The 19,006-nt window shown below is 52.5% G+C and carries 15 protein-coding genes and 1 riboswitch; of the genes, 7 read left to right on the forward strand and 8 right to left on the reverse strand.

The features are described from left to right. A partial coding sequence (locus OXG87_15120) for an efflux RND transporter permease subunit (protein MCY3870878.1) occupies nucleotides 1-1,202 on the reverse strand: 1,202 nt, incomplete at its 3' end. Further along, the gene (locus OXG87_15125; GenBank protein ID MCY3870879.1) at nucleotides 1,199-2,395 is read right to left on the reverse strand and encodes an efflux RND transporter periplasmic adaptor subunit; all 1,197 of its coding nucleotides are present in this window, start codon (nucleotides 2,393-2,395) and stop codon (nucleotides 1,199-1,201) included. The genes OXG87_15125 and OXG87_15120, both read right to left, overlap by 4 nt. A gap of 277 nt (nucleotides 2,396-2,672) precedes the next feature. Here OXG87_15125 and dtd point away from each other — a divergent pair, with 277 nt between their 5' ends. The 6 genes from dtd (at nucleotide 2,673) to OXG87_15155 (ending at nucleotide 10,263) form a co-directional block, all read left to right on the forward strand. Beyond that, nucleotides 2,673-3,116 carry a D-aminoacyl-tRNA deacylase gene (dtd, locus tag OXG87_15130; GenBank protein MCY3870880.1) on the forward strand — a complete coding sequence of 148 codons (444 nt, stop codon included), beginning with the start codon at nucleotides 2,673-2,675 and terminating at the stop codon, nucleotides 3,114-3,116. Next, entirely contained in the window at nucleotides 3,113-3,763 is a 651-nt protein-coding gene (locus OXG87_15135; protein MCY3870881.1) for a Maf family protein, read from the forward strand. Before dtd ends, OXG87_15135 begins: the two co-directional genes overlap by 4 nt. Then, nucleotides 3,735-4,691: a DUF4115 domain-containing protein gene (locus OXG87_15140; protein ID MCY3870882.1), complete on the forward strand. Its 957-nt coding sequence runs from the start codon at nucleotides 3,735-3,737 to the stop codon at nucleotides 4,689-4,691. The genes OXG87_15135 and OXG87_15140 overlap by 29 nt, the downstream gene beginning before the upstream one ends. A gap of 5 nt (nucleotides 4,692-4,696) precedes the next feature. Then, nucleotides 4,697-7,141 (forward strand): primosomal protein N', encoded by a 2,445-nt coding sequence (gene priA / locus OXG87_15145; GenBank protein MCY3870883.1) that lies wholly within the window; start codon nucleotides 4,697-4,699, stop codon nucleotides 7,139-7,141. A 10-nt stretch (nucleotides 7,142-7,151) separates the two neighbouring features. After that, complete coding sequence (locus tag OXG87_15150) at nucleotides 7,152-8,567, forward strand: flippase (GenBank protein MCY3870884.1); 1,416 nt, start codon at nucleotides 7,152-7,154, stop codon at nucleotides 8,565-8,567. Nucleotides 8,568-8,612: 45 nt separating this feature from the next. Further along, nucleotides 8,613-8,703: riboswitch (ZMP/ZTP riboswitch) on the forward strand. Between the two features lie 54 nt (nucleotides 8,704-8,757). Continuing rightward, on the forward strand, nucleotides 8,758-10,263 hold the full coding sequence (locus tag OXG87_15155; protein ID MCY3870885.1) for a glycine hydroxymethyltransferase: 1,506 nt from the start codon (nucleotides 8,758-8,760) through the stop codon (nucleotides 10,261-10,263). Nucleotides 10,264-10,273: 10 nt separating this feature from the next. On the opposite strand, the gene OXG87_15160 is transcribed toward OXG87_15155, so the two are convergent. Beyond that, complete coding sequence (locus OXG87_15160) at nucleotides 10,274-11,515, reverse strand: geranylgeranyl reductase family protein (GenBank protein ID MCY3870886.1); 1,242 nt, start codon at nucleotides 11,513-11,515, stop codon at nucleotides 10,274-10,276. 41 nt (nucleotides 11,516-11,556) lie between these two features. Beyond that, on the reverse strand, nucleotides 11,557-12,900 hold the full coding sequence (locus OXG87_15165) for a DUF1015 domain-containing protein (GenBank protein MCY3870887.1): 1,344 nt from the start codon (nucleotides 12,898-12,900) through the stop codon (nucleotides 11,557-11,559). A gap of 103 nt (nucleotides 12,901-13,003) precedes the next feature. Between OXG87_15165 and OXG87_15170 the strand changes: the two genes are divergently transcribed. Beyond that, the gene (locus tag OXG87_15170; GenBank protein MCY3870888.1) at nucleotides 13,004-14,530 is read left to right on the forward strand and encodes a sulfatase-like hydrolase/transferase; all 1,527 of its coding nucleotides are present in this window, start codon (nucleotides 13,004-13,006) and stop codon (nucleotides 14,528-14,530) included. Here the strand turns inward: OXG87_15170 and OXG87_15175 are convergent. The 4 genes from OXG87_15175 to OXG87_15190 all read right to left on the reverse strand — a co-directional run. Then, nucleotides 14,527-15,669, reverse strand: a complete 1,143-nt coding sequence (locus tag OXG87_15175; protein ID MCY3870889.1) for an MFS transporter — start codon at nucleotides 15,667-15,669, stop codon at nucleotides 14,527-14,529. The genes OXG87_15170 and OXG87_15175 overlap by 4 nt on opposite strands. Nucleotides 15,670-15,677: 8 nt before the next feature. Next, the gene (locus OXG87_15180; GenBank protein MCY3870890.1) at nucleotides 15,678-17,165 is read right to left on the reverse strand and encodes a sulfatase-like hydrolase/transferase; all 1,488 of its coding nucleotides are present in this window, start codon (nucleotides 17,163-17,165) and stop codon (nucleotides 15,678-15,680) included. Nucleotides 17,166-17,218: 53 nt separating this feature from the next. Continuing rightward, complete coding sequence (locus OXG87_15185) at nucleotides 17,219-18,382, reverse strand: hypothetical protein (GenBank protein ID MCY3870891.1); 1,164 nt, start codon at nucleotides 18,380-18,382, stop codon at nucleotides 17,219-17,221. Nucleotides 18,383-18,454: 72 nt separating this feature from the next. Then, nucleotides 18,455-19,006 (reverse strand): hypothetical protein (locus OXG87_15190; GenBank protein MCY3870892.1); only part of this gene is annotated, 552 nt, incomplete at its 5' end.

A 19,006-nucleotide genomic window follows, 5' to 3' on the forward strand; every position in this document is an offset into this window, starting at 1 on the left:
AGGACAAAGGAGAACAGGCTGATGGTGTTGATCGCCACGTCGAATGCCATCATGATGGCGAGGGCGCCGATTCCCGAAACGGCGAGGCCCACGACGACCCAAAGCGCGAGCCGGATTTCGAGAAACAGGCTGAGGGCGATCAGCACCAGCAACAGGCCCAGGATCCCGTTCTTGAGGAGAAGATCGGCGCGTTCCTCATAGACCTGGGATTCGTCATTCCACATGGTGACGCCCACACCGTCGGGTAGGGAAGGGATCACTTCGTTTGCCAGGTGCTGTCGGACGGTCGTGGCGACATCCATCACTTGCTCACCATCGGCGCGGTAGATCTCCACGAATACAGCGGGATGGTTCTGATGCCGGATGATCAGGTCGGCTTCCTGAAAACCGTCGCAGACCTCGGCGATATCTCCAAGGCGCAGGACCGTGCCGTCACGACCGCTGAGAAGGACGATCTCCTCGAAGTCCTGTTGGTCGTAGTTCTGGCCGAGGGTGCGGACCCGCACCTGGGATTCCCGGGTATTGATACTGCCGGCAGATAAGTCCAGGGAACTGCGACGAATGGTGTTGGCTATGTCGGTGAGTGTGAGTCCAAGTGCTCTTAGCCGATGAAGCGGTACCTCGATAGAAATCTCGTATTTCCGAATACCACTGACTTCGACCTGGGACACGGAGGGGAGTGTTGTGAGTTCATCTTCGATCTGGTACGCCAATTCTTTCAGCGAGCGCTCAGGTACATCGCCATATACAATGAGCCGCATCATGCTCATGCGGTTGGTCATCTCCCTGAAACTGGGACGATCGGCACCGGCCGGGAAAGACTGTATGCGATTGACCGCAGACTCGATATCGTTCAGCGCCTGGACCATGTCCGTACCGAAATCCATTTGAATCCGTACGGATGCCATACCCGGGGCCGATACGGACTTGACCGCCTTCACGTCATCCAACCCGCTGACCTGGTCTTCGATCTTGACGACGATCGACTCCTCGATCTCCTCCGGTGTGGCGCCGGGATAGGCCATCGACACTTCGATATGGTAGAAAGGGGTGGTCGGCCACGCTTCCCGGTCGAGTCCGGTCAGCGACACCAGCCCGGCGGCGATAATGGCCCACATCAGTAGATTGGCGGCTATACTGTTACCAGCCATATAAGCTATGGGACCACGCTGTTCCCGTGCGGAACCTTCTTCCCGGTTCATGGATCACCTCCGATCCGCACCACCCTGCCTTCGGTTGCGACCTTTATCCCGCCTATGACGACCGCTTGACCGGCTTTCAGCGTGCCGGTTATGAACACCTTATCATCGGAACGCTGAAGGACGCGCACCGGGACGATGGTCAATAGTGTGTCATCGCGCACTGCCCAGACCTCGTTGCCCGGTCTGAGTGCTGATCGCCGCAGGATGAAGTACTGGTCTGGGATGATTCCCTCAATTCGCACTTCTGCGAATTTGCCCACGAGAAGGGGCGGGCCAGGATCTGCGCCTGCCCCTTCGACTCGGGTGCCGCTTGTAAAAGGATTCGGGACGCGTACGATGACGTTGATGGTGCGCGTCTGTTCGTCCAGGGATGCCTCCGCCCGATCTACATAGCCATCCCAGGCATAGCTTCCATCGCCGTATTCAGCGATGACACGAGCCACAACCCGCCTGTCTCCGTCGCCCGCTTTTAGCTCCCATAGGCCGGGGATGAGAACCGCGTTGGCATCGGAGAGGGGAACTACCACCTCTACTGCGTCGGTCGCGTAAAGTCGCCCCACACTCTGGCCAGCCACCACGAACTGCCCTATATCTATCGATTCTGCCTGCACGACGCCTTTGAAAGGCGCGCGGACTTTTGTGCGTGCCAAAGCCAACTCGGCATCGGCGAGCACAGCACTATCTCTGGTCACCGCGGCTCGGGCTGCCTCGAGCTGAGGCTCCCACAGCGCAAGGGGATTGCCCCCGGCTATATCCGTTTGGTCACGTCTGAATTGCGCGTACTCAGAGCGTGCGATCTGGGCTTCTTCATTCGCCCGGAGGAGTGCGACATGCTGCGCGGCCACATTGGCGCGCGCTTGCTGCACTTTGTTTTGGTAGTCGGCATCGGCAATGCGAAAGAGAATTTGCCCTTTTCGGACTCGTCCGCCACTCTGAAAGGCCGGATCCACCCAAACAACCTTACCATTGATTTCGGCAGCGACATCTATTTTTGCGACAGGCCGAACCGTCCCGGATCCGTACACTGGAATTGCACCGGTGCCGACCACCGCGAGAGCCGTGACTGCGAAAGGTGCCTGGGAAGTAAGAGGCCGGATTTCCGGCTCGGGCTTAAGCCAGATCATAAGGTAGGCAACAATCGTGGATATGAGAAGGATGGCACTGGCCAGGAGTAAGCTTTTTCCGCGATTCATCTCTTTTCTCTTTTCAGTACAGGCTGCTGGAGATCATCTGTAGTCCTGAGGGCAGAATCGGGATGGACCAGGTGATCCCGTGAACTACCATTTTCGTCGAGAATCCTGTCCGAAAATACGAATATCTCTTATAAAATACAAGCCGTTTGGCTCATTTTGTTCTTGTTAGAGGCTGGGAAAACCAGTTCTCAGCCCCTGACTCTCCTATCTTTCACCTTGCACACATCCTACAAATAAGTTATAAATGATACAGACATTTTTAGCAATGGAGGGTAGCGTGCGGGCATTGATTCAGCGGGTATGCGGGGCAACGGTTCGCGTTGAAGAACAAATTGTTGGACAAATTGATCGCGGTCTTTTGATTCTGCTGGGTATTAGCGATACCGATGGCCTTCCAGATATGGAATATGTTGCCGAGAAATGTGTAAATTTGAGAATTTTTGAAGACGATCAGGGCAAAATGAACAGATCCTTGCTCGATACAGGTGGGCAGGCACTGGTGGTTTCACAATTTACCCTGCACGCCGATACCCGCAAAGGTCGCCGCCCGAGTTTTAATCGGGCTGCTCCACCAGATATCGCCAAATCCATGTACGAGCAATTTGTCCAGCGTCTTCGCACCTTTGGCATTCACACTGAATCCGGCGTTTTTGGCGCGTATATGCAGGTCGAAATTCACAACACTGGCCCCGTTACATTGATGATTGACTCAGAGATATGAAGAAACTGATCCTCGCTTCTGCCTCACCCAGGCGTGCGAGTTTGTTGCGCTTGTTGGATATTCCGTTTGAGATCGCGCCGAGCAATGCCAATGAGGATCTGGATACCATCTTGCCACCTGCCGAATACGTGCGGGAAATCGCGCAGCGCAAAACACGGGCTGTTGCCCATCGTTTTGACCACGCGCTCGTTTTGGGGGCCGATACAGTTGTGGTATTTGAAGATGCGATTTTCGGTAAACCGAATGACGCCAAACACGCCGAAGAAATGCTGGCGCGACTTTCGGGAAAAACCCATCAGGTCTATACAGGGCTGGCTCTCACAGATACAGAAACCGGACAGACCCTCACAGATGTTGCCACCACCCACGTCACGATGCGCGTACTCTCATCGGAGGATATCGCGCGCTATGTCGCCACTGGGGATTCTATGGACAAAGCCGGCGCTTATGGCGCTCAGGGGCGTGCATCTGCATTTATTCAATCTATATCCGGTTGCTTCTACAATGTGGTGGGCTTGCCGCTTGCGTGTTTTTGGAGCCTTTATCACCGTCTGGTCGGGCAATCGCTTTGGGCGATCATACCTGAAATAGATCTAACAACGGGAAATACAGATATCTATGTCAGATCAAAAACAAGAAATCGCTGAGATACTCAAAACGCAGCGCGAAAATCTGGGTCTGAGTATCGACGACATTTACGAACACACGCGGATCAATCCCGAGTTTATCAAAGTACTCGAAGCGGGCCAATTCGATTTATTGCCCGTAGCTTATGCGCGTTTGTTTCTCAAAACTTATGCACAAGCACTCAACCTCAATATTCGGGACATCCTTTCCCGCTTTGAAAGAAGCGTAGCCCTGCCGCGTGAGCGGGTCACAGCACCGCCCCCTCCAGAACGCGGGATAAACCGCAGCGCAATATTTATCTCATTACTCGCATTCGCGGTGATTGCAGTGGTGATCATCATTCTCAACTCGCGTGAGGAAACACCGCTCACAGCCCCCCTCGATACAACCACATCACCTCTCCCAATACCAGATAGCACGGAATCGGTTATCTCAACCGAACAAATAAGCATTTCCGAAGAGGATATGCCGTCTGATAGCGCGAAATCTGGACAGGAGATGCAACTGCGAGATAGCACTGAGTCCGTTACGCCATCCCTATCGGAAAATCAGATGATGCCATCGGATATTGTGGCGGAGACGCCAGCCTCTCAACCAGCACCCGCTGTGCTCAGCACATATAATTTGCCTATTCCCGGCGTCATTGCCGAAGGAGAAATCATGACCCTTTTCGGCGTTGCAAGAGAAACCGCACATCTATCCATTACTGCCGATGACCGCGGGGTTTTTGCCGGTGTGCTTCCTGTGGGGCAGCAGCAACGCTGGCTGGCACATGACCGCTTTCAAGTAGTGATACAGCGTGCCAACGCGATTTCGCTTTCACTGCAGAACCAGCCTCTCGAATTTGCCAGCCCACCAGATCGCGGCCTTCGATTGACTATTTACCGCACCCTCATCAAAGTTGAAGAACTCGGCGACACGCCCTCTGTCCCGCAGACAGGCCAATAGTTTCTATGGCGTATCCTTTCGCACAAATCGTTCCCCTGGGCACATCGCTCGACACATTTACCTATCGCATTCCCGACGATCTCCAGGACGATCTGCAAACGGGCTACCGCGTTCTCATGCCTTTTGGAGAACGCTGGGTCACGGGCATTGTCGTCGGCTTTTGCGAAACGTGCGATCTGCCCGCCCATCGCGTCAAGACCATTGCCCAGGTCCTGGATTCACATCCGCTTGTGACACCGCCGATGCTCGAATTGTGCAGGTGGATGGCCTGGTATTATCTGTGCAGTCTCTCGGAAGTCCTTTCTGCGGCTCTCCCCTCGGGTATTCATCTGGATAGTGGGCAGCATTTTGCCCTGGAAAAAAACTTTGACGATGCGACCAGTCGCCTGCTTTCTCCTCGCCAGCGCGAGGTTGTCGCGGCTTTAGGTGAACTCGGTTCGGCCTCGATGCGCCAACTTCAAAAACGACTTGGAAAACAGGGCGTACAGCCCGCGATATACGGCCTTTTGAGGCGGGGCGTTCTGGTCGCGTTTCAAAAGATGTCAGCACCAAAAGTAAAAACCAAAACCCAGCGCGCAGTGGCACTTGTGCCCGATGACCCGCGCTGGTTTGACCTGGAATTGCCCACACTTGAAAAACGCGCTCCCCGCCAGGCGCAGTGTATTCGCCTTCTGCGTTCGGCAAATCGCCCTCTGTTGACCGCACAACTATCCGAAGAAGGGATTTCGTCGGGTGTACTGAGAGAAATGGTCAAGCGCAATTTGATATGTTTTATTGACCGCGAAGTGGTGCGCGATCCTTATGCCGATGTCGATCTTCCCCCGCCTGAGGATGTAACGCTTACGCCCCATCAAGCGGGGGCCATCAAGGCGATTGGACAAAGTATTGATGAAAACGCCTTTCGGGTTCACCTTTTGCGCGGGGTGACGGGTAGCGGCAAAACACTGGTTTATATTCGGGCGGTTGCACATGCGCTCGCATCGGGAAAAGGCGCGATTGTTCTGGTGCCGGAAATCACCTTGACGCCGCAAACCGTTCGCCGCTTTCGCGTCCATTTTGGCGATCGCGTCGCGGTGTTACACAGTGCATTGTCCCCTGGAGAACGCTACGATGCCTGGCGCGAGGTTCGCAGGGGAAAACGCGCTGTTGTTATTGGTGCGCGCTCAGCTATTTTTGCACCTGTCAAAAATCTGGGTCTTATCATCATTGACGAAGAACACGATGGTTCGTACAAACAAGACGATCCCGCACCCCGCTACAACGCGCGGGATGTCGCTGTGATGCGCGCTCATCTGCAAAATCTGCCCATTGTGCTGGGATCGGCAACCCCTTCTCTCGAGTCGCATCACAATACACAAACGCAAAAATTCAACGCTCTCATACTGCCAGCGCGCATCGATAATCGCCCATTGCCCACTGTCACACTCGTGGATATGCGACGCGAAGGCGGCAGTTTGTTTTCTCGTCCGCTGCGCGAGAAGGTTCGCGAACGCATTGAAAAGGGCGAACGCACCATTTTGCTTCAAAACCGGCGCGGGTACGCGCCTGCGGTTCAATGCGCCGACTGTGGGCAAAGTATTCAGTGCGATCACTGTCAGGTTACCCTGACTTATCACGCGACCCGACGCCTGATGCTCTGTCATTATTGCGGTTATATTGAGCCATCCCCCTCGGCGTGTCCGTCGTGTAACAGCAGCAATTTTCATTTGCTGGGCGTGGGGACACAGCGCGTTGAAGAGACCCTCGAAGCGCAATTTCCCGGTGTGCGCGTTTTGCGAATGGATGTGGATACCACGCGCCGCAAGGGCGCGCATGACCGCATACTCAGTCGCTTTTCCCGAGGCGAGGCCGATATTTTGCTCGGTACGCAGATGATCGCCAAAGGCCTCGATTTTCCCGGCGTGACACTCGTCGGTGTTATTTCTGCGGATACGAGTATCCATTTGCCGGATTTTCGCGCCAGCGAACGCACATTCCAATTGCTGACTCAGGTCAGTGGGCGCGCTGGACGAGGCGAGATTCCAGGGGAAGTCGTTATTCAAACTTATATGCCCGATGGCGAAGCCGTGCAATGCGCGCAGGGCCACGATTTTGAAACTTTTGCACAGCGCGAACTCAGTGCGCGTCAGAGTCTGGGGTATCCGCCCTTTGGACGCGTGGTGCTGTTGCTTTTTAAAGGCAAAGATGAACACGAAGTCGCGCGCGCAGCTGGCATAATCGCACAGGCCTTGCGCGAACAAACACCTCCCGATGTCGAAATTCTGGGTCCTGTACAGGCTCCTCTCGCACGCATCCAGGGCACCTATCGCTGGCAGGTTTTGCTCAAGTCTGATTCGCACAGCCATCTCAATGCCGCCGCCCGCAATGCCGCCACACAATTTGCTCCCAATAAACGCCGATCTCGTGGTGTGACTCTGGCGATCAATGTCGATCCGATGTCGATGCTTTGAGCGGTGAATTATGTTCTCTCGAATCAAATCTCTCGCGCAGCACACGGCAGTCTATGGCATGGGCGATCTGCTCGGTCGCGCAGTGTCCATTTTGCTCGTGCCCATCTATGCCAGACATCTCACGTCTGCTGACAATGGCATTTTGTCTCTGGCATTTGCATTTATCGGATTTAGTGCGGCTCTATATTCTCTCGGTCTCAATCCCGCGCTGATCCGCCTATTATCTGGCAAGACCGATCTCGGCAAACATCGCGCCGCATTTAGCTCCGCATTTTGGGCACTGTTCGCCACAGGGATTATTCTGTCGAGTCTGGTCTGGACCAATGCCGGGAGTCTCGCGCATCATCTTTTGGGCAGTTCGGATTACAATGCGATCTTTGAACTTATTGCCGCTGTTGTCCTCTTGGACGCGCTGTCAGAACCCCTTTTTACGCTTTGTCGCGCTCGTCAGAGATCCTTTCACTATGCGATTGTGCGGGTGATTCAACACACGCTACAACTCGGTCTTACCGCTTATTTTATCGCAATTCTCGGACGCGGGCCAATCGCGGTTTTTGAAGCCAATCTCATCAGTTCTCTCTTTGCACTTATTGTCATGTTTCCCGTTGGTTTGCGCATGATTCGTCCAACTTTTGATGTGCGTGCGTTGCGCGATCTTCTGCGTTTTGGCTTTCCGTTTGTGCCCTCGGCCTTTTCTTTCCTCATTATCAGTCTGTCTGACCGCTTTCTGATTCGATTTTTTCTGGATCTCGACGATCTGGGTATTTACGGTATTACCTATAAACTCGGTTTGCCCATCTTTTTTGTGGTTAAAGCGTTTCGCTCGGCCTGGGCACCTGCCGTGCTCGATGAAACCGAGGAAGAAGACACGCGGCAGATGTGTGCGCGTGTCACCACGTATTTCACGCTGTTCGGCATTTTTGGCTGTTTGATTTTAGCCACTTTTGCACGCGAAATTATCGTTCTGATTGCCGGTGACAATGCACCGACTTATCTCGAAGGCATACGGGTTGTGCCTGTAGTGGGGCTGGCATTTTTCTTTCACGGTCTTTATATCATTCTCACCGCAGGTGTATATGCCGAAGGTCGCGCGGGGTCTTTGCCATTTATTGTGGGAACGGGTGCGTGTGTAAATATCGCTATCAATATTTTTCTTTTGCCCAAAATTGGATTTATTGCCGCTGCTTATAGTACGCTTATCGCACATGTTTTGATGACGGTTTTGCTTTTTCTCATCGTGCGTCGGTTTTATCCGATTCCCTACGAGTACGGACGTTTGGGGAAGATATGTGTTGCGGGGGCGGTTGTTTTTATCGTTTTATCTCCTCATATTCACGATACGTCAATAGAGGGTGTTATTGCGCGTGTCATTTTTGTTGCGGGATATCCCCTCATTTTGTGGGGCTGGCGCTTCTTCACGTCCTAACAAACCGTTGACTTTGGTGTGCAATTCTGTATATTGATTTTTGACAAGGGTCTGCGTGACTGGCGAATGAACGTGGAATTGACCACGGGGAAGCGCAGTGCTCTTCATCCGATAGCCGATCGCCTGGGCTTATGAAAATCCACACAGCCCGGGCTATTTTTATATCGGGCAAAATACGAGGAGAATTCCCATGTCCAGCCCTCTTGCCAACTATCTGTCTCAAAATCCCACCCCGAATCCCGGATTTGTCGCCTATTTGGCCTCGCTGGAACAGGTCGCCTCTATATCGCCCGATGTGGCAAAAAATATCGTAGGCGAGTTGGCCGACCAGCGTTCGAATCTCAAGATGATTGCGAGCGAGAATTATTGTTCTTTGCCCACGCAACTGGCTATGGGCAATTTGCTGACTGACAAATACGCCGAGGGAATTCCCGATCACCGCTTTTACGCCGGTTGTGATAATGTAGATGCGATCGAAAGCCAGGCTGCAAAACTGGCGTGCGATCTCTTTGGCGCGGATCACGCTTATGTTCAACCCCATTCGGGTGCAGATGCCAATATGGTCGCTTTTTGGGCAATTCTTTCGGGGCGTGTTCAGGATGTCGCACTGGAAAAAATAGGGGAAAAATCGCCGTTTGATCTCTCGGCTGAAGCATGGGACGCGCTTCGCAAACAATTGGGCAATCAAAAGCTCCTGGGACTGGATCTTTCATCTGGGGGGCATCTCACGCACGGCTATCGCATCAATGTGTCCGGGCGTATGTTTGAGGCGCATGAGTACTCCGTAAATAAAGAATCTGGCCTGATTGACTACGATGAAGTCCGAGATCAGGCCAGAGCGGTCAAACCTTTGATTCTTTTAGCGGGTTATAGTGCTTATCCGCGCAAAATTAATTTCCGTATTTTCCGGGAAATCGCCGATGAAGTGGGGGCTGTTTTTATGGTAGATATGGCGCATTTTTCCGGATTGGTGGCCGGTAAAGTTTTTGCGGGTGATTTTGATCCGGTTGCCCAGGCCCATGTCGTTTCGACAACCACACACAAAACCCTGCGCGGTCCCAGAGGGGGTATGGTTTTGTGTACGGAAGAATTTGCCGAACAGGTCGATAAGGGCTGCCCAATGGTGCTCGGCGGTCCACTGCCTCATGTGATGGCGGCCAAAGCTGTCGCGTTTCAGGAAGCGAGTACGCCCGAGTTTCAAGCGTATGCTGCAAGAATTGTCGATAATGCCCAGGTGCTCGCACAGGCATGTATAGACGCGGGTCTCGCGGTTCTCACAGGGGGTACTGATAATCACCTACTTCGAATCGACGTTACCCCCTTTAATCTTACGGGGCGCCAGGCCGAAACCCTGCTCCGCGATGCCGGGATTACGCTGAATAGAAATACCATTCCCTTTGATCCCAACGGTCCATGGTACACCAGTGGTCTCAGGGTGGGCACTCCGGCGCTTACGACGCTTGGCATGGGGGCAGAAGAGATGCGAGAGATCGGCGCGGTCATGGGCAATGTGCTCACCCATGCACGGCCATTGCGGTTCACGAAGGGCAGAAGTGCGGGCCAGTTTAGCAAGGTCCAATACAGAGTACAGGATGGTGTGCTCGAAGACGCCCAACAGAGGATCGCCAATCTTCTCGAGCGATTCCCGGTTTATCCCGAACTCGATCTGGCGTATTTGCAAAAGGCGTTTGGTTAGGTCAGCTTGTTCAACTAAACAATAGCTTCAAATAAAACAGGGGATTGGTGAGTTGTTTTTTGGGGACGGCATTGGCCATCATGCCGCAGATTAGATCTCGCACTTTGTCGTTGTGGGCGGCTTTGTGGATGGTAAAATTGAGGAGGGGACGCCATTGGCCCAATTTTTGCATTCGCGTGCTTGTCGCCAATTCATCGCCGATTGCATCCCATAACCGGTCTTCATATCGTTTTAAAAAAGCCGCTGAATAATTGTCTGCTGCAATGGCTTCTTGCACTGCATCAACGGCAAAACGCGCGGAATACAGTGCATTGCCAATTCCCTCGCCCGTAAAGGGGTCGATCAATCCCGCGGCATCGCCCAAAAGCAATACGCCATTCCCATAACTTTTTCGACGGGTACTTCCCACTGGTAGATTCCATCCCACCGGGTCTTCTGTTGGACGCGCATTTTTGAATCGATGGGCATAAGGCGAGCGACTGATTACTTCGTTTAGTGCTACTTTCAAATCCACACGTCGCTTTTTCAATACGTCGTGACGCATGCCAATGCCGACATTTGCCGTTCCATTTTCCAGTGGGAAAATCCAGAAATAGCCCGGCAAGACTTCATCTACAAAATGCAACTCGATTTGATTCCCCAATTCCGCCACATTTTCGTAATAGCAGCGAATTGCTACGACCCAGTGCACGGATTCATGGGCGTACAATCCCGCTTTGCGCGCGACCATTGAATTAAAACCATCACAGCCGAGCACGACGCGACCATGTATTTCGCGTTCTCTGCCATCCACCACGCCGCGCACACCCACAATTTGCTCGTTTTCTCGTATCAGGTCTTTAACGGCAAATCCCTCATAACAGGTGCTCGCAACTTTTTTTGCTTCTTCAAAGAGAAAATTATCCAGTATCTCGCGCCGAATCACAAATCCTTCCATCGGCAGTATTTTGCCCGTGGCCTGATCCTGATGATCATACCGTCGCAGATCCACGCGTGCATCCACGTGATTCGGGCTGCCAAATACGACTTCACGAATGGTTGCGCCAGGCAATCGCGCGACCTGGTCGAACAAATCGAGTTCGTGTAAAATTGACACGACTTTGCCCGATAGCGCGTCGCCACAGATTTTATCCCGAGGAAATCGCGCTTTATCTACCAGACAGACCTTGAGTCCCGCGCGATGGGCATATAACGCCGCTGTTGCACCTGCCGGTCCTGCGCCAACAATAATTGTGTCGTATAGATCAGTCATACATCCCCTCATATCGAAATTGCCATTGAGGTCGTCATAAATTATGGTTTAGTATGGACAAGGCTTCGGCACTCCATGTAATAGCGTTTTTCGTCGGCGTGTCCAATGGATATGGATTTTCGGGGATAGGCACCGTAGCGGACAATGGATTCGAAGACGCTGTCCTTTGAAATGGGTGGCATGTAAAAGCCGAGGGCGTCGGGTTTGTTGCCCAGGTCGTCGATTACGTCTTCACCATGGATGAATCCGACTTCGGCTTCGGTATTTTCTCTTGTGAACAGGTCGAGCGCGGCTTCCATTGTTTCGGGTATGGTTCTTTGAGATGGTTCTTCGATTACAAGTATGCCCAGGTCCCCCGCGGCGCGATAGGGAAGGCAATGGGTGGATGCAGATGATAGGGCTGCGGTGCGCTGATGTTGCGCGTCGGGGGATGAGACTTTTTCCAGATGCGCCCGGGTGCCCGATGTGTTGAGCAGTGTGACGAGGGTGTTGCAGGTAGTTTTTGGATCAACGCGGGTGATCAGTCTGTGGATAGGCTCTATATCTATCGCCTCGTCGTGCAGATTGATCAATTCGACCATGGCATGTCTGGCTGGATGTCGTGCTGACTTGTTATTGAGTGTTAATTTGGTTTTTTCCCACGCTTTTTGCGCGGCGGCAAATGAGTGGTTGCCATCGCCCATGGCGTAGAGGAGTGTTTCGTTCTCGACGCCGTATTTTTGCTGGATGTAATCGGGTTCAATGCGTTTGACGAGTTTTTGGGCAATGCGCGCAATGTCTTTTTTATTTTCGATTAAGTGATATTTGAGTTGTCCTCCGTTCATCATGAGTTCGAAATCGACGATCCTAGGATAGTCTTCTTCAAAGAGGGGTTCGATAATTTCTTTTTTCGGGTCGTCAATGAGTACTAAAATATGCGGCGATTCGAGTGACGCATTGCCCCGAACTTCAAAACGCGCTTCGAGATTTTTGGGATAAGTTCCCTCGGTTGTGCGGATGAGGGTTTTGGACTGGCTGCGGCTGTCGTAATGCTCGAGGTCGAGGGTGACGACGAGTCCTTTGCGCGATTTTCCAGAAGGCAAAACGCGATCGACGAGCAAAAAGCCTTGGGTTTCGTCGCGGAAAATGCCATCGGTGACAAAGCGTTTCATGTTGTTGTGTACGCGGGTAATGCGTTCTTCGTGTTCGTCGTCGTAGAGATAGACTTCGGGATATATGAGGTCCAGGGTTGATGGCGTGTCTCCCACAATGCGTTTGACTTCTTCCCAATACGATATGTCGTGTACATACTGGTCACAAGCGATGACAGCCCATTTGCTACAGTCGATTTCGGGGTTTGGGAGCAAAATGCTGGGTACGCCGAGCGCGATGTTGTCAAAAAACATGGTTTTTTCCTCTGCAAGAGATCGATTTATTCTCATTAAACAGAGACAATTTAATGTTTTATCTTACAGTCTGCAAACACATACAATTTGAAAGGAGTAATTTATGGCGCGAAGACCCAATGTTTTGTGGCTGATGTCGGATCAGCACAATGCCAATTGCACGGGATTTGCCGCGCATCCAAATGTCAGGACTCCCAATATGGACCGCATTGCGGATGAGGGCGTGGTGTTTACACGCGCTTTTTGCAATAATCCGATTTGTTCGCCGTCGCGGATTTGTTTTATGACCGGGCAGTATTGCCACACGCATCGGATGTTTGGTAATGATCATTCGGAGATTCCCGAGGCGAATCCCAATACGCTGGCGTGTCAGTTTCGGAGATATGGGTATCAAACGGCTGTGATTGGCAAGGCGCACATGGTTCGGCGCTGGGATGAAGATGGTTTTGAGCGTATCCGATATACGGATTTGTGCGATGCGACGCATTTGAATCCAACTGAGACGCACTATTTTAAGTACCTGGAAGATCTGGGATTGTCGGACTTTTACGAGGAAGGCTCGGCCAGGCCCGGGCAGGAATATACAATGGATGGCAGTGCGCCGGCCAAACTGCCATATCAGCATTCGATTGAGCATTATACGGGCAATGAGTCGCTGGCGTTTTTGAAGGAGCGAGACGATGAGCGGCCGTTTTTTTTGCACATGAGTTTTCAAAGGCCCCATGCACCGATTGCGCCTGCGGCAGAGCATTTTGATATGTACGATCCCGATGAGATGGTGTTGCCCGATAGTGCGGTTGATTATTTTGAACGTCGCTTTGCCGGCAAGCCCGAGTTTATGCAAGAGCGCTTGGCCGATGGGTGTGGGTATCCATTGGCCGATCCAAATCCCAATCGCTTGAAGCGCTGTTTGGCGAGTTATTACGCGCTGATTACAGCGATTGATTCCGAGATTGGGCGGGTGCTGGATTATCTGGACGAGGTGGGGGAGTTGGAGAATACGATTGTATTGTATTGCGCGGATCACGGGGATTTTGCGGGTAATCACGGGTTGTTTCACAAGAATTTTGGGATTTACGATTCGATTCACCGCATTCCTTTTGTCTTGCGCTATCCGGGTGGTCCATCGAGCGCGACATGTGATGCTATTGTCGAATCGGTCGATTGGTATCCCACGCTGTGTCGTCTTTGCGATATTCCCATTCCCGATGGGCGCGATGGGCGCGATCTGGTTCCGGTTGTGAATGGCAATTCAGATGGCAAAGACGCGGCATTTTGTGAGTGGGATTGGGGCAATCCCGGGGGCAAGGTGTCGGCGATTCGCACGCGCGATTTTCGGCTGGTGTTTTACGGGAGATTGGAGGAGGGAGAGTTGTACGATCACCGCAATGATCCGGGTGAGATCGAAAATGTTTGGGCCGATCCAGAATATGCAGATGTGCGTTTTGATTTGCTCGCACAATTGATGCGGTTCACGTTGCAATATCGAACCGATACGGGGCGGTCGAGTCACGAGAAGAGTTTGAACAAGCGGTTTGCGCCGACAAATCTGGTTCACAAAGGCAGACGGTATTGGCGCGATCTGAAAGAGGCATATACAAAGGAGACAGTTTGGCCGCCAGGTGATTAACGCCTCGTGACGGCGAGTACGATGATCAGACCGATAAAGAGGCCGGGAATAACAGAGAAACCCGCTTTCAGGCCAGCGGTGTCTCCGATAACGCCCATGATCCAGGGGATGATGCCAAATCCGGCAATGCCAAAGCAGGCGAGTACGACAAAGAGCAAGGTGGTGTCAAAGGACAGGTGTTCTGCGGCTTCGGCGAGTATGGTGGGCCAGAAGCAGGCGGTTGCAAATCCAGCGAAAAGGAGCAGGATGTAAAATCCGATCAGGTTTTCGGAGAAGGGGATACCGCTGCTGACGACAACACCGAGGATAGCGGAACCGAGCATCAGGATTTTCAGGCTGATTATCTGGGACAATTTTGCGGAAAGCAAGCGGCCCAGAGCCATTGTGATCGCAAAGAGGACAACTGCGATTGCACCGGCGCGGGGCATGTCCTGGAGGTAGGTTTCCACATAGCTGCGGCTCCAGAATGTGAATGCCGCTTCGATACCTGCGCCCAAAAATATGGCGATGGCAAAGAGCCAAAATTTGGGCGTTTTGAGGATTTGTGCAATCAGGTGTTTGGATGATTGCTGATCTGCTACGGGTAGGGGAAAGCGCGATAGGTGGAATAAGACACCCATGAAAAGCGCGCCCGCCGCAGCAATGCGAAATACGAGCCGCCAGGAATATCCGAGGGTCAAGAGTTCGCCAAAGAGGAGCGCGGAGACCAAGACGCCGACGGGGTAAAATGCGTTGGTGATGTTGAGGTATTTGCCCGAGTCTTTGGGGTGAATGTCGATGATCAAGGGATTGATGAGGGCTTCGGTGAATCCACCGCCAATGCCGGTGACCATGAGGGACAGGATGAGCATGGGATAGCTGTCGGCATAGCTGATCATGAGAAGGCCGATGGCGAGGAGATATTGCCCCCAGGTCACAAAATGTTTTTTGCCCCATTTGCGTGCGAGAATACCGGACAGGATTAAGACGACGAGCAAAAGACATGTTCGCGCGGTTTCCAGGCCGCCGCTTTCAGAGAGGGAGATGGACAGGGTTCTGGATATTTCGGGCAGGCATATTGGGGTGACGACACCGCTGGTGGCAAACATCATAAACCCGCCCCAGCAGGCCAAATCGAGTCTGGTGAGTTCGGTTTTCATAGGCACCGCTATTCCAGATAATCCATTTCGGGGCGCAAGTCCCAGCGGATCGTATCTGCGGGTTTGGTATGGCGTGCCCAGGCCGTGAGGATGCGGGAGTCTCTGTTTCGGGCGGCGATTTGAGATGCGATGGCGTCGGGATCCCAGCCGTCGAGGATACGGGCGGTGAAATTTTTGATCAGGCTTTGACAGGACGAATCGTTAGCGCGGTCGTGCAATTCGTTAGGGTCTTCTTTCAGATTGAAGAGTTGACAGGGCTGGTTGTGGTAATAATTGAATTTCCATTCGTCCTGCCGAATCATGCGCTGGTACACGCCTTCGGCGGAGAAGGGTCCGCCACCGCCTGCTCTGTCCTGACAAAATTCGGAGAAGGCGAGGTTGTCCCAGGATGTATTTTCGCCGCGCATAAGGGGCAGGAGCGAACGCCCGCGAGAGTGGGGGAGTTCGGGACATTGCAGGGCGTCGATCATGGTGGCGTTGAGGTCGATAGAAGAGATGACGTTGTCAAAGTGCTTGCCTTCGGGCAGGTGACCGGGCCAGGAGAGGATGGCGGGTACTTTGGCGGAATGCTCGTAGAAGGTTTGTTTCCACCACAGGCCGTGTTCGCCAGCTTGTTCACCGTGGTCTGACATGTAAATGATGAGGGTGTTGTCGATTAAATCGTTTTGGCGGAGGGCTGTGAGAATCTGTCCGATCATGTAATCCATGCGATCCACAAGTGCCCAGTATGCCGTGCGTGCGCGGTGGATTTCGGCTTCTGTGACAGTTGTAATGCCGCAGCGTTCGCGCCATTGTTTGATGTGGGGATGCAGGTCGTCGGAGAAGGGGATAGAGACAGTTGGGGGCGGTACGCGGCCATCGTAACGTTCGTAGTCGGCGCGGCGCGCGACAAATGGCTGATGGGGGAGCATATACCCAACGGTTAGAGAGAAAGGCTCTGAAGGTTGTCCCGCGCGTTTTTTTACGCCCAGACGGTCGAGGTATGCGACTGTTGCCGCGGTTACGTCTTCGTCGTGTACCTGATACGCGCTTTGTCCAATGCCCGATTTCGTCAGGCTGACGCGGGCAGGACCTGCTGTGCCCGAGAGCATCCCGTGGTTGACGCCGCCGCTACCGGGATGATTGGGCCCGTGATCGCCTACGAGGCGCTGGGCATATCCGTGTAGCTGATCCGGTCCATTGGAATGCATGCGTCCGACGAGCACGGGGTCGTAGCCTCCCGCGCCCATGGCATGGGCAAATGTGGGAATGCTCGAGTTGAGTATGTGCCCGTTTGTCCACACTTCGTTTTCAAAGGGATAGCGCCCCGATAGCATGGACATGCGCGAAGGTACGCATATTGGCGAGGGGCAATAGCAGTTTTCAAATACAACGCCATTTGCCGCGAGGCTGTCGAGGTTGGGGGTTTGAACGATTTTGTCGCCGTAACAGCCCGTCACATAAGGATCGTGCTGGTCGGAGTGGATGTAGAGCAAGTTGGGTTTCGGATGTGCCATTGTGTGTCCTGTTTTTATCAGCGATTTTGAAATAGGTTGGGTTTATGGTGTTGTTATTGACTATCCGAGACGGGGTAAAGGGTTAGTCGCGCTCTCTTCCCCGCGCCTTCATCGGAAACGATTAGCGTGCCGTCCGCAGCGAAGGTAATACCTTCAACCTGACGATGCCACTGGGCGGGAAACTCTCTGACTGCAACAATCTGGCCACCCGGCGTGATCTCCGCGATAGCCCCCTGACGCGCAGCTACGATAAAGTAATTTCCCGACATCGGGTGTCGCTCGATTCCCGAAGGCTGGAATTTTTTTCCTTTGATGTGTTGAGAGAATTCCACGACAGGTATTACGGTATGTGCATCTTTTTTTAGCTGTTTCTCGTCAATTGACCAATGATATACTGCCAACTTTCCCTCCATGTCTGCGCTACGAGCGTCCTTGCACATGAGTAAGAGTGCCCGCTTGCTCTCGTCGTATGCCAGGCCCTCGATTTCGCAGTCTCTGCCGACGCCAGTCGTATAGACATTGAAGAGAACGGACTCGCCAGTCCCCTCACGACACTCGTATAGTCGCCCTGAACTCGTGACTAAATAGATCTGGTCGTCAATTGTTGCAATGCCCTCAAAATCACTGGCAACCGGGTTCTTCATATCCGATAATTGGAATGATTTTACGATTGACCCTTTCTGATAATCGATCTCGAAAATGACCCCTCTTTCATCATTGTGCGCCAGAAGTCGGTCGTCTCTGGTCATTGCCAAACCAGAGATCTCTTCAAGATACGTGGGGAGCTTCCAGTGCGTCGCGGTCTCTTCGTTTAGTGTATAGCTCTCAAGAGATATTTTCCTTTGTAATACTGCCATTGTGTCCGCCAAAGGGCGGAAAATAGAAGTATCTATATCTGTGTCTGACGGATTTCTACTAAAATCTGAAGATGAATCCTCTTCATAGTCTAATACAGCCATTGTGTCCGCCAAAGGGGAGACGATAGAAGTGTCTGAAGCGGTCTCTTCGTTTAGTGTATAGCTTTCAGGAGATATTAATACCGCCATCGTGTCCGCCAAAGGAAGGACGGTAGAAGTGTCTAAAATAGAAGTATCTGTATCTGCGTTTGACGAATTTCCACTAAAATCTGAAGATGGATCATAGCCCATCGACAACAGGTAGAGAAGAATGCCAAAACCAAGGAAGCCCAGCAGAAATTTATCTGTGTGATTCTTCATGTGCAATTATACCGTTTATGAGTGTGCCTACCTGATCTCTCTGGTGACAGGGAGGCTTTAAGAATACCAATTTTAAACTTTAGTCAGCGTTGCGTTTTTGATACTTTTTTTGCTTTTTTCAATATCCCGGATGAGGATAGGCAGAGCGACGGATTGTTTTAACAAAACATCATATACAACGATGGCCGTTCCATCTTCTTTCTCGATCACATCTGCTACTTGCCACTGTTTGGTCCCGGATTTCAGGATTTGAGCTGTTGCTTTTTGCGCTGTTTCGACCTTCGTTGTGTGTACTTCAATCCGGGCATCATAAGAATTCCCGGCGGCCTTTGTCCCAGAGGTCTGGGCCGAGTGATCAGGTGAAACAATTCTCCAGCCGGATAGTACTGGTGGCTGCGCGCCATAATTGATTTTCCACACGCCCAGTGTTATGGTGACGAAAGCCAACGATGCGAGGTAGGCCACAGTCGTAAGCTGGGTGCCGGCCGCCAGCCCTATCCCGATGACCATAAACATGTACACACCCTCTATGGTCGGTTTGAGTGAGAGCCGAAAGGTGACGGCGGCCCCGATACCCGCCAGACTGAATGCAAGGGCACGCCTACCCTCCACCCAACAAAAACC

It is taken from the genome of Gemmatimonadota bacterium, from assembly GCA_026706845.1.
Lineage (GTDB): Bacteria > Latescibacterota > UBA2968 > UBA2968 > UBA2968 > VXRD01.

Coding starts and splice junctions, on each gene's coding strand:
- OXG87_15125 (MCY3870879.1), bottom strand. CDS start 2,395: ATGAATCGCGGAAAAAGCTTACTCCTGGCCAGTGCCATCCTTCTCATA.
- OXG87_15135 (MCY3870881.1), top strand. CDS start 3,113: ATGAAGAAACTGATCCTCGCTTCTGCCTCACCCAGGCGTGCGAGTTTG.
- OXG87_15140 (MCY3870882.1), top strand. CDS start 3,735: ATGTCAGATCAAAAACAAGAAATCGCTGAGATACTCAAAACGCAGCGC.
- priA (MCY3870883.1), top strand. CDS start 4,697: ATGGCGTATCCTTTCGCACAAATCGTTCCCCTGGGCACATCGCTCGAC.
- OXG87_15150 (MCY3870884.1), top strand. CDS start 7,152: ATGTTCTCTCGAATCAAATCTCTCGCGCAGCACACGGCAGTCTATGGC.
- OXG87_15155 (MCY3870885.1), top strand. CDS start 8,758: ATGTCCAGCCCTCTTGCCAACTATCTGTCTCAAAATCCCACCCCGAAT.
- OXG87_15160 (MCY3870886.1), bottom strand. CDS start 11,515: ATGACTGATCTATACGACACAATTATTGTTGGCGCAGGACCGGCAGGT.
- OXG87_15165 (MCY3870887.1), bottom strand. CDS start 12,900: ATGTTTTTTGACAACATCGCGCTCGGCGTACCCAGCATTTTGCTCCCA.
- OXG87_15170 (MCY3870888.1), top strand. CDS start 13,004: ATGGCGCGAAGACCCAATGTTTTGTGGCTGATGTCGGATCAGCACAAT.
- OXG87_15175 (MCY3870889.1), bottom strand. CDS start 15,669: ATGAAAACCGAACTCACCAGACTCGATTTGGCCTGCTGGGGCGGGTTT.
- OXG87_15180 (MCY3870890.1), bottom strand. CDS start 17,165: ATGGCACATCCGAAACCCAACTTGCTCTACATCCACTCCGACCAGCAC.
- OXG87_15185 (MCY3870891.1), bottom strand. CDS start 18,382: ATGAAGAATCACACAGATAAATTTCTGCTGGGCTTCCTTGGTTTTGGC.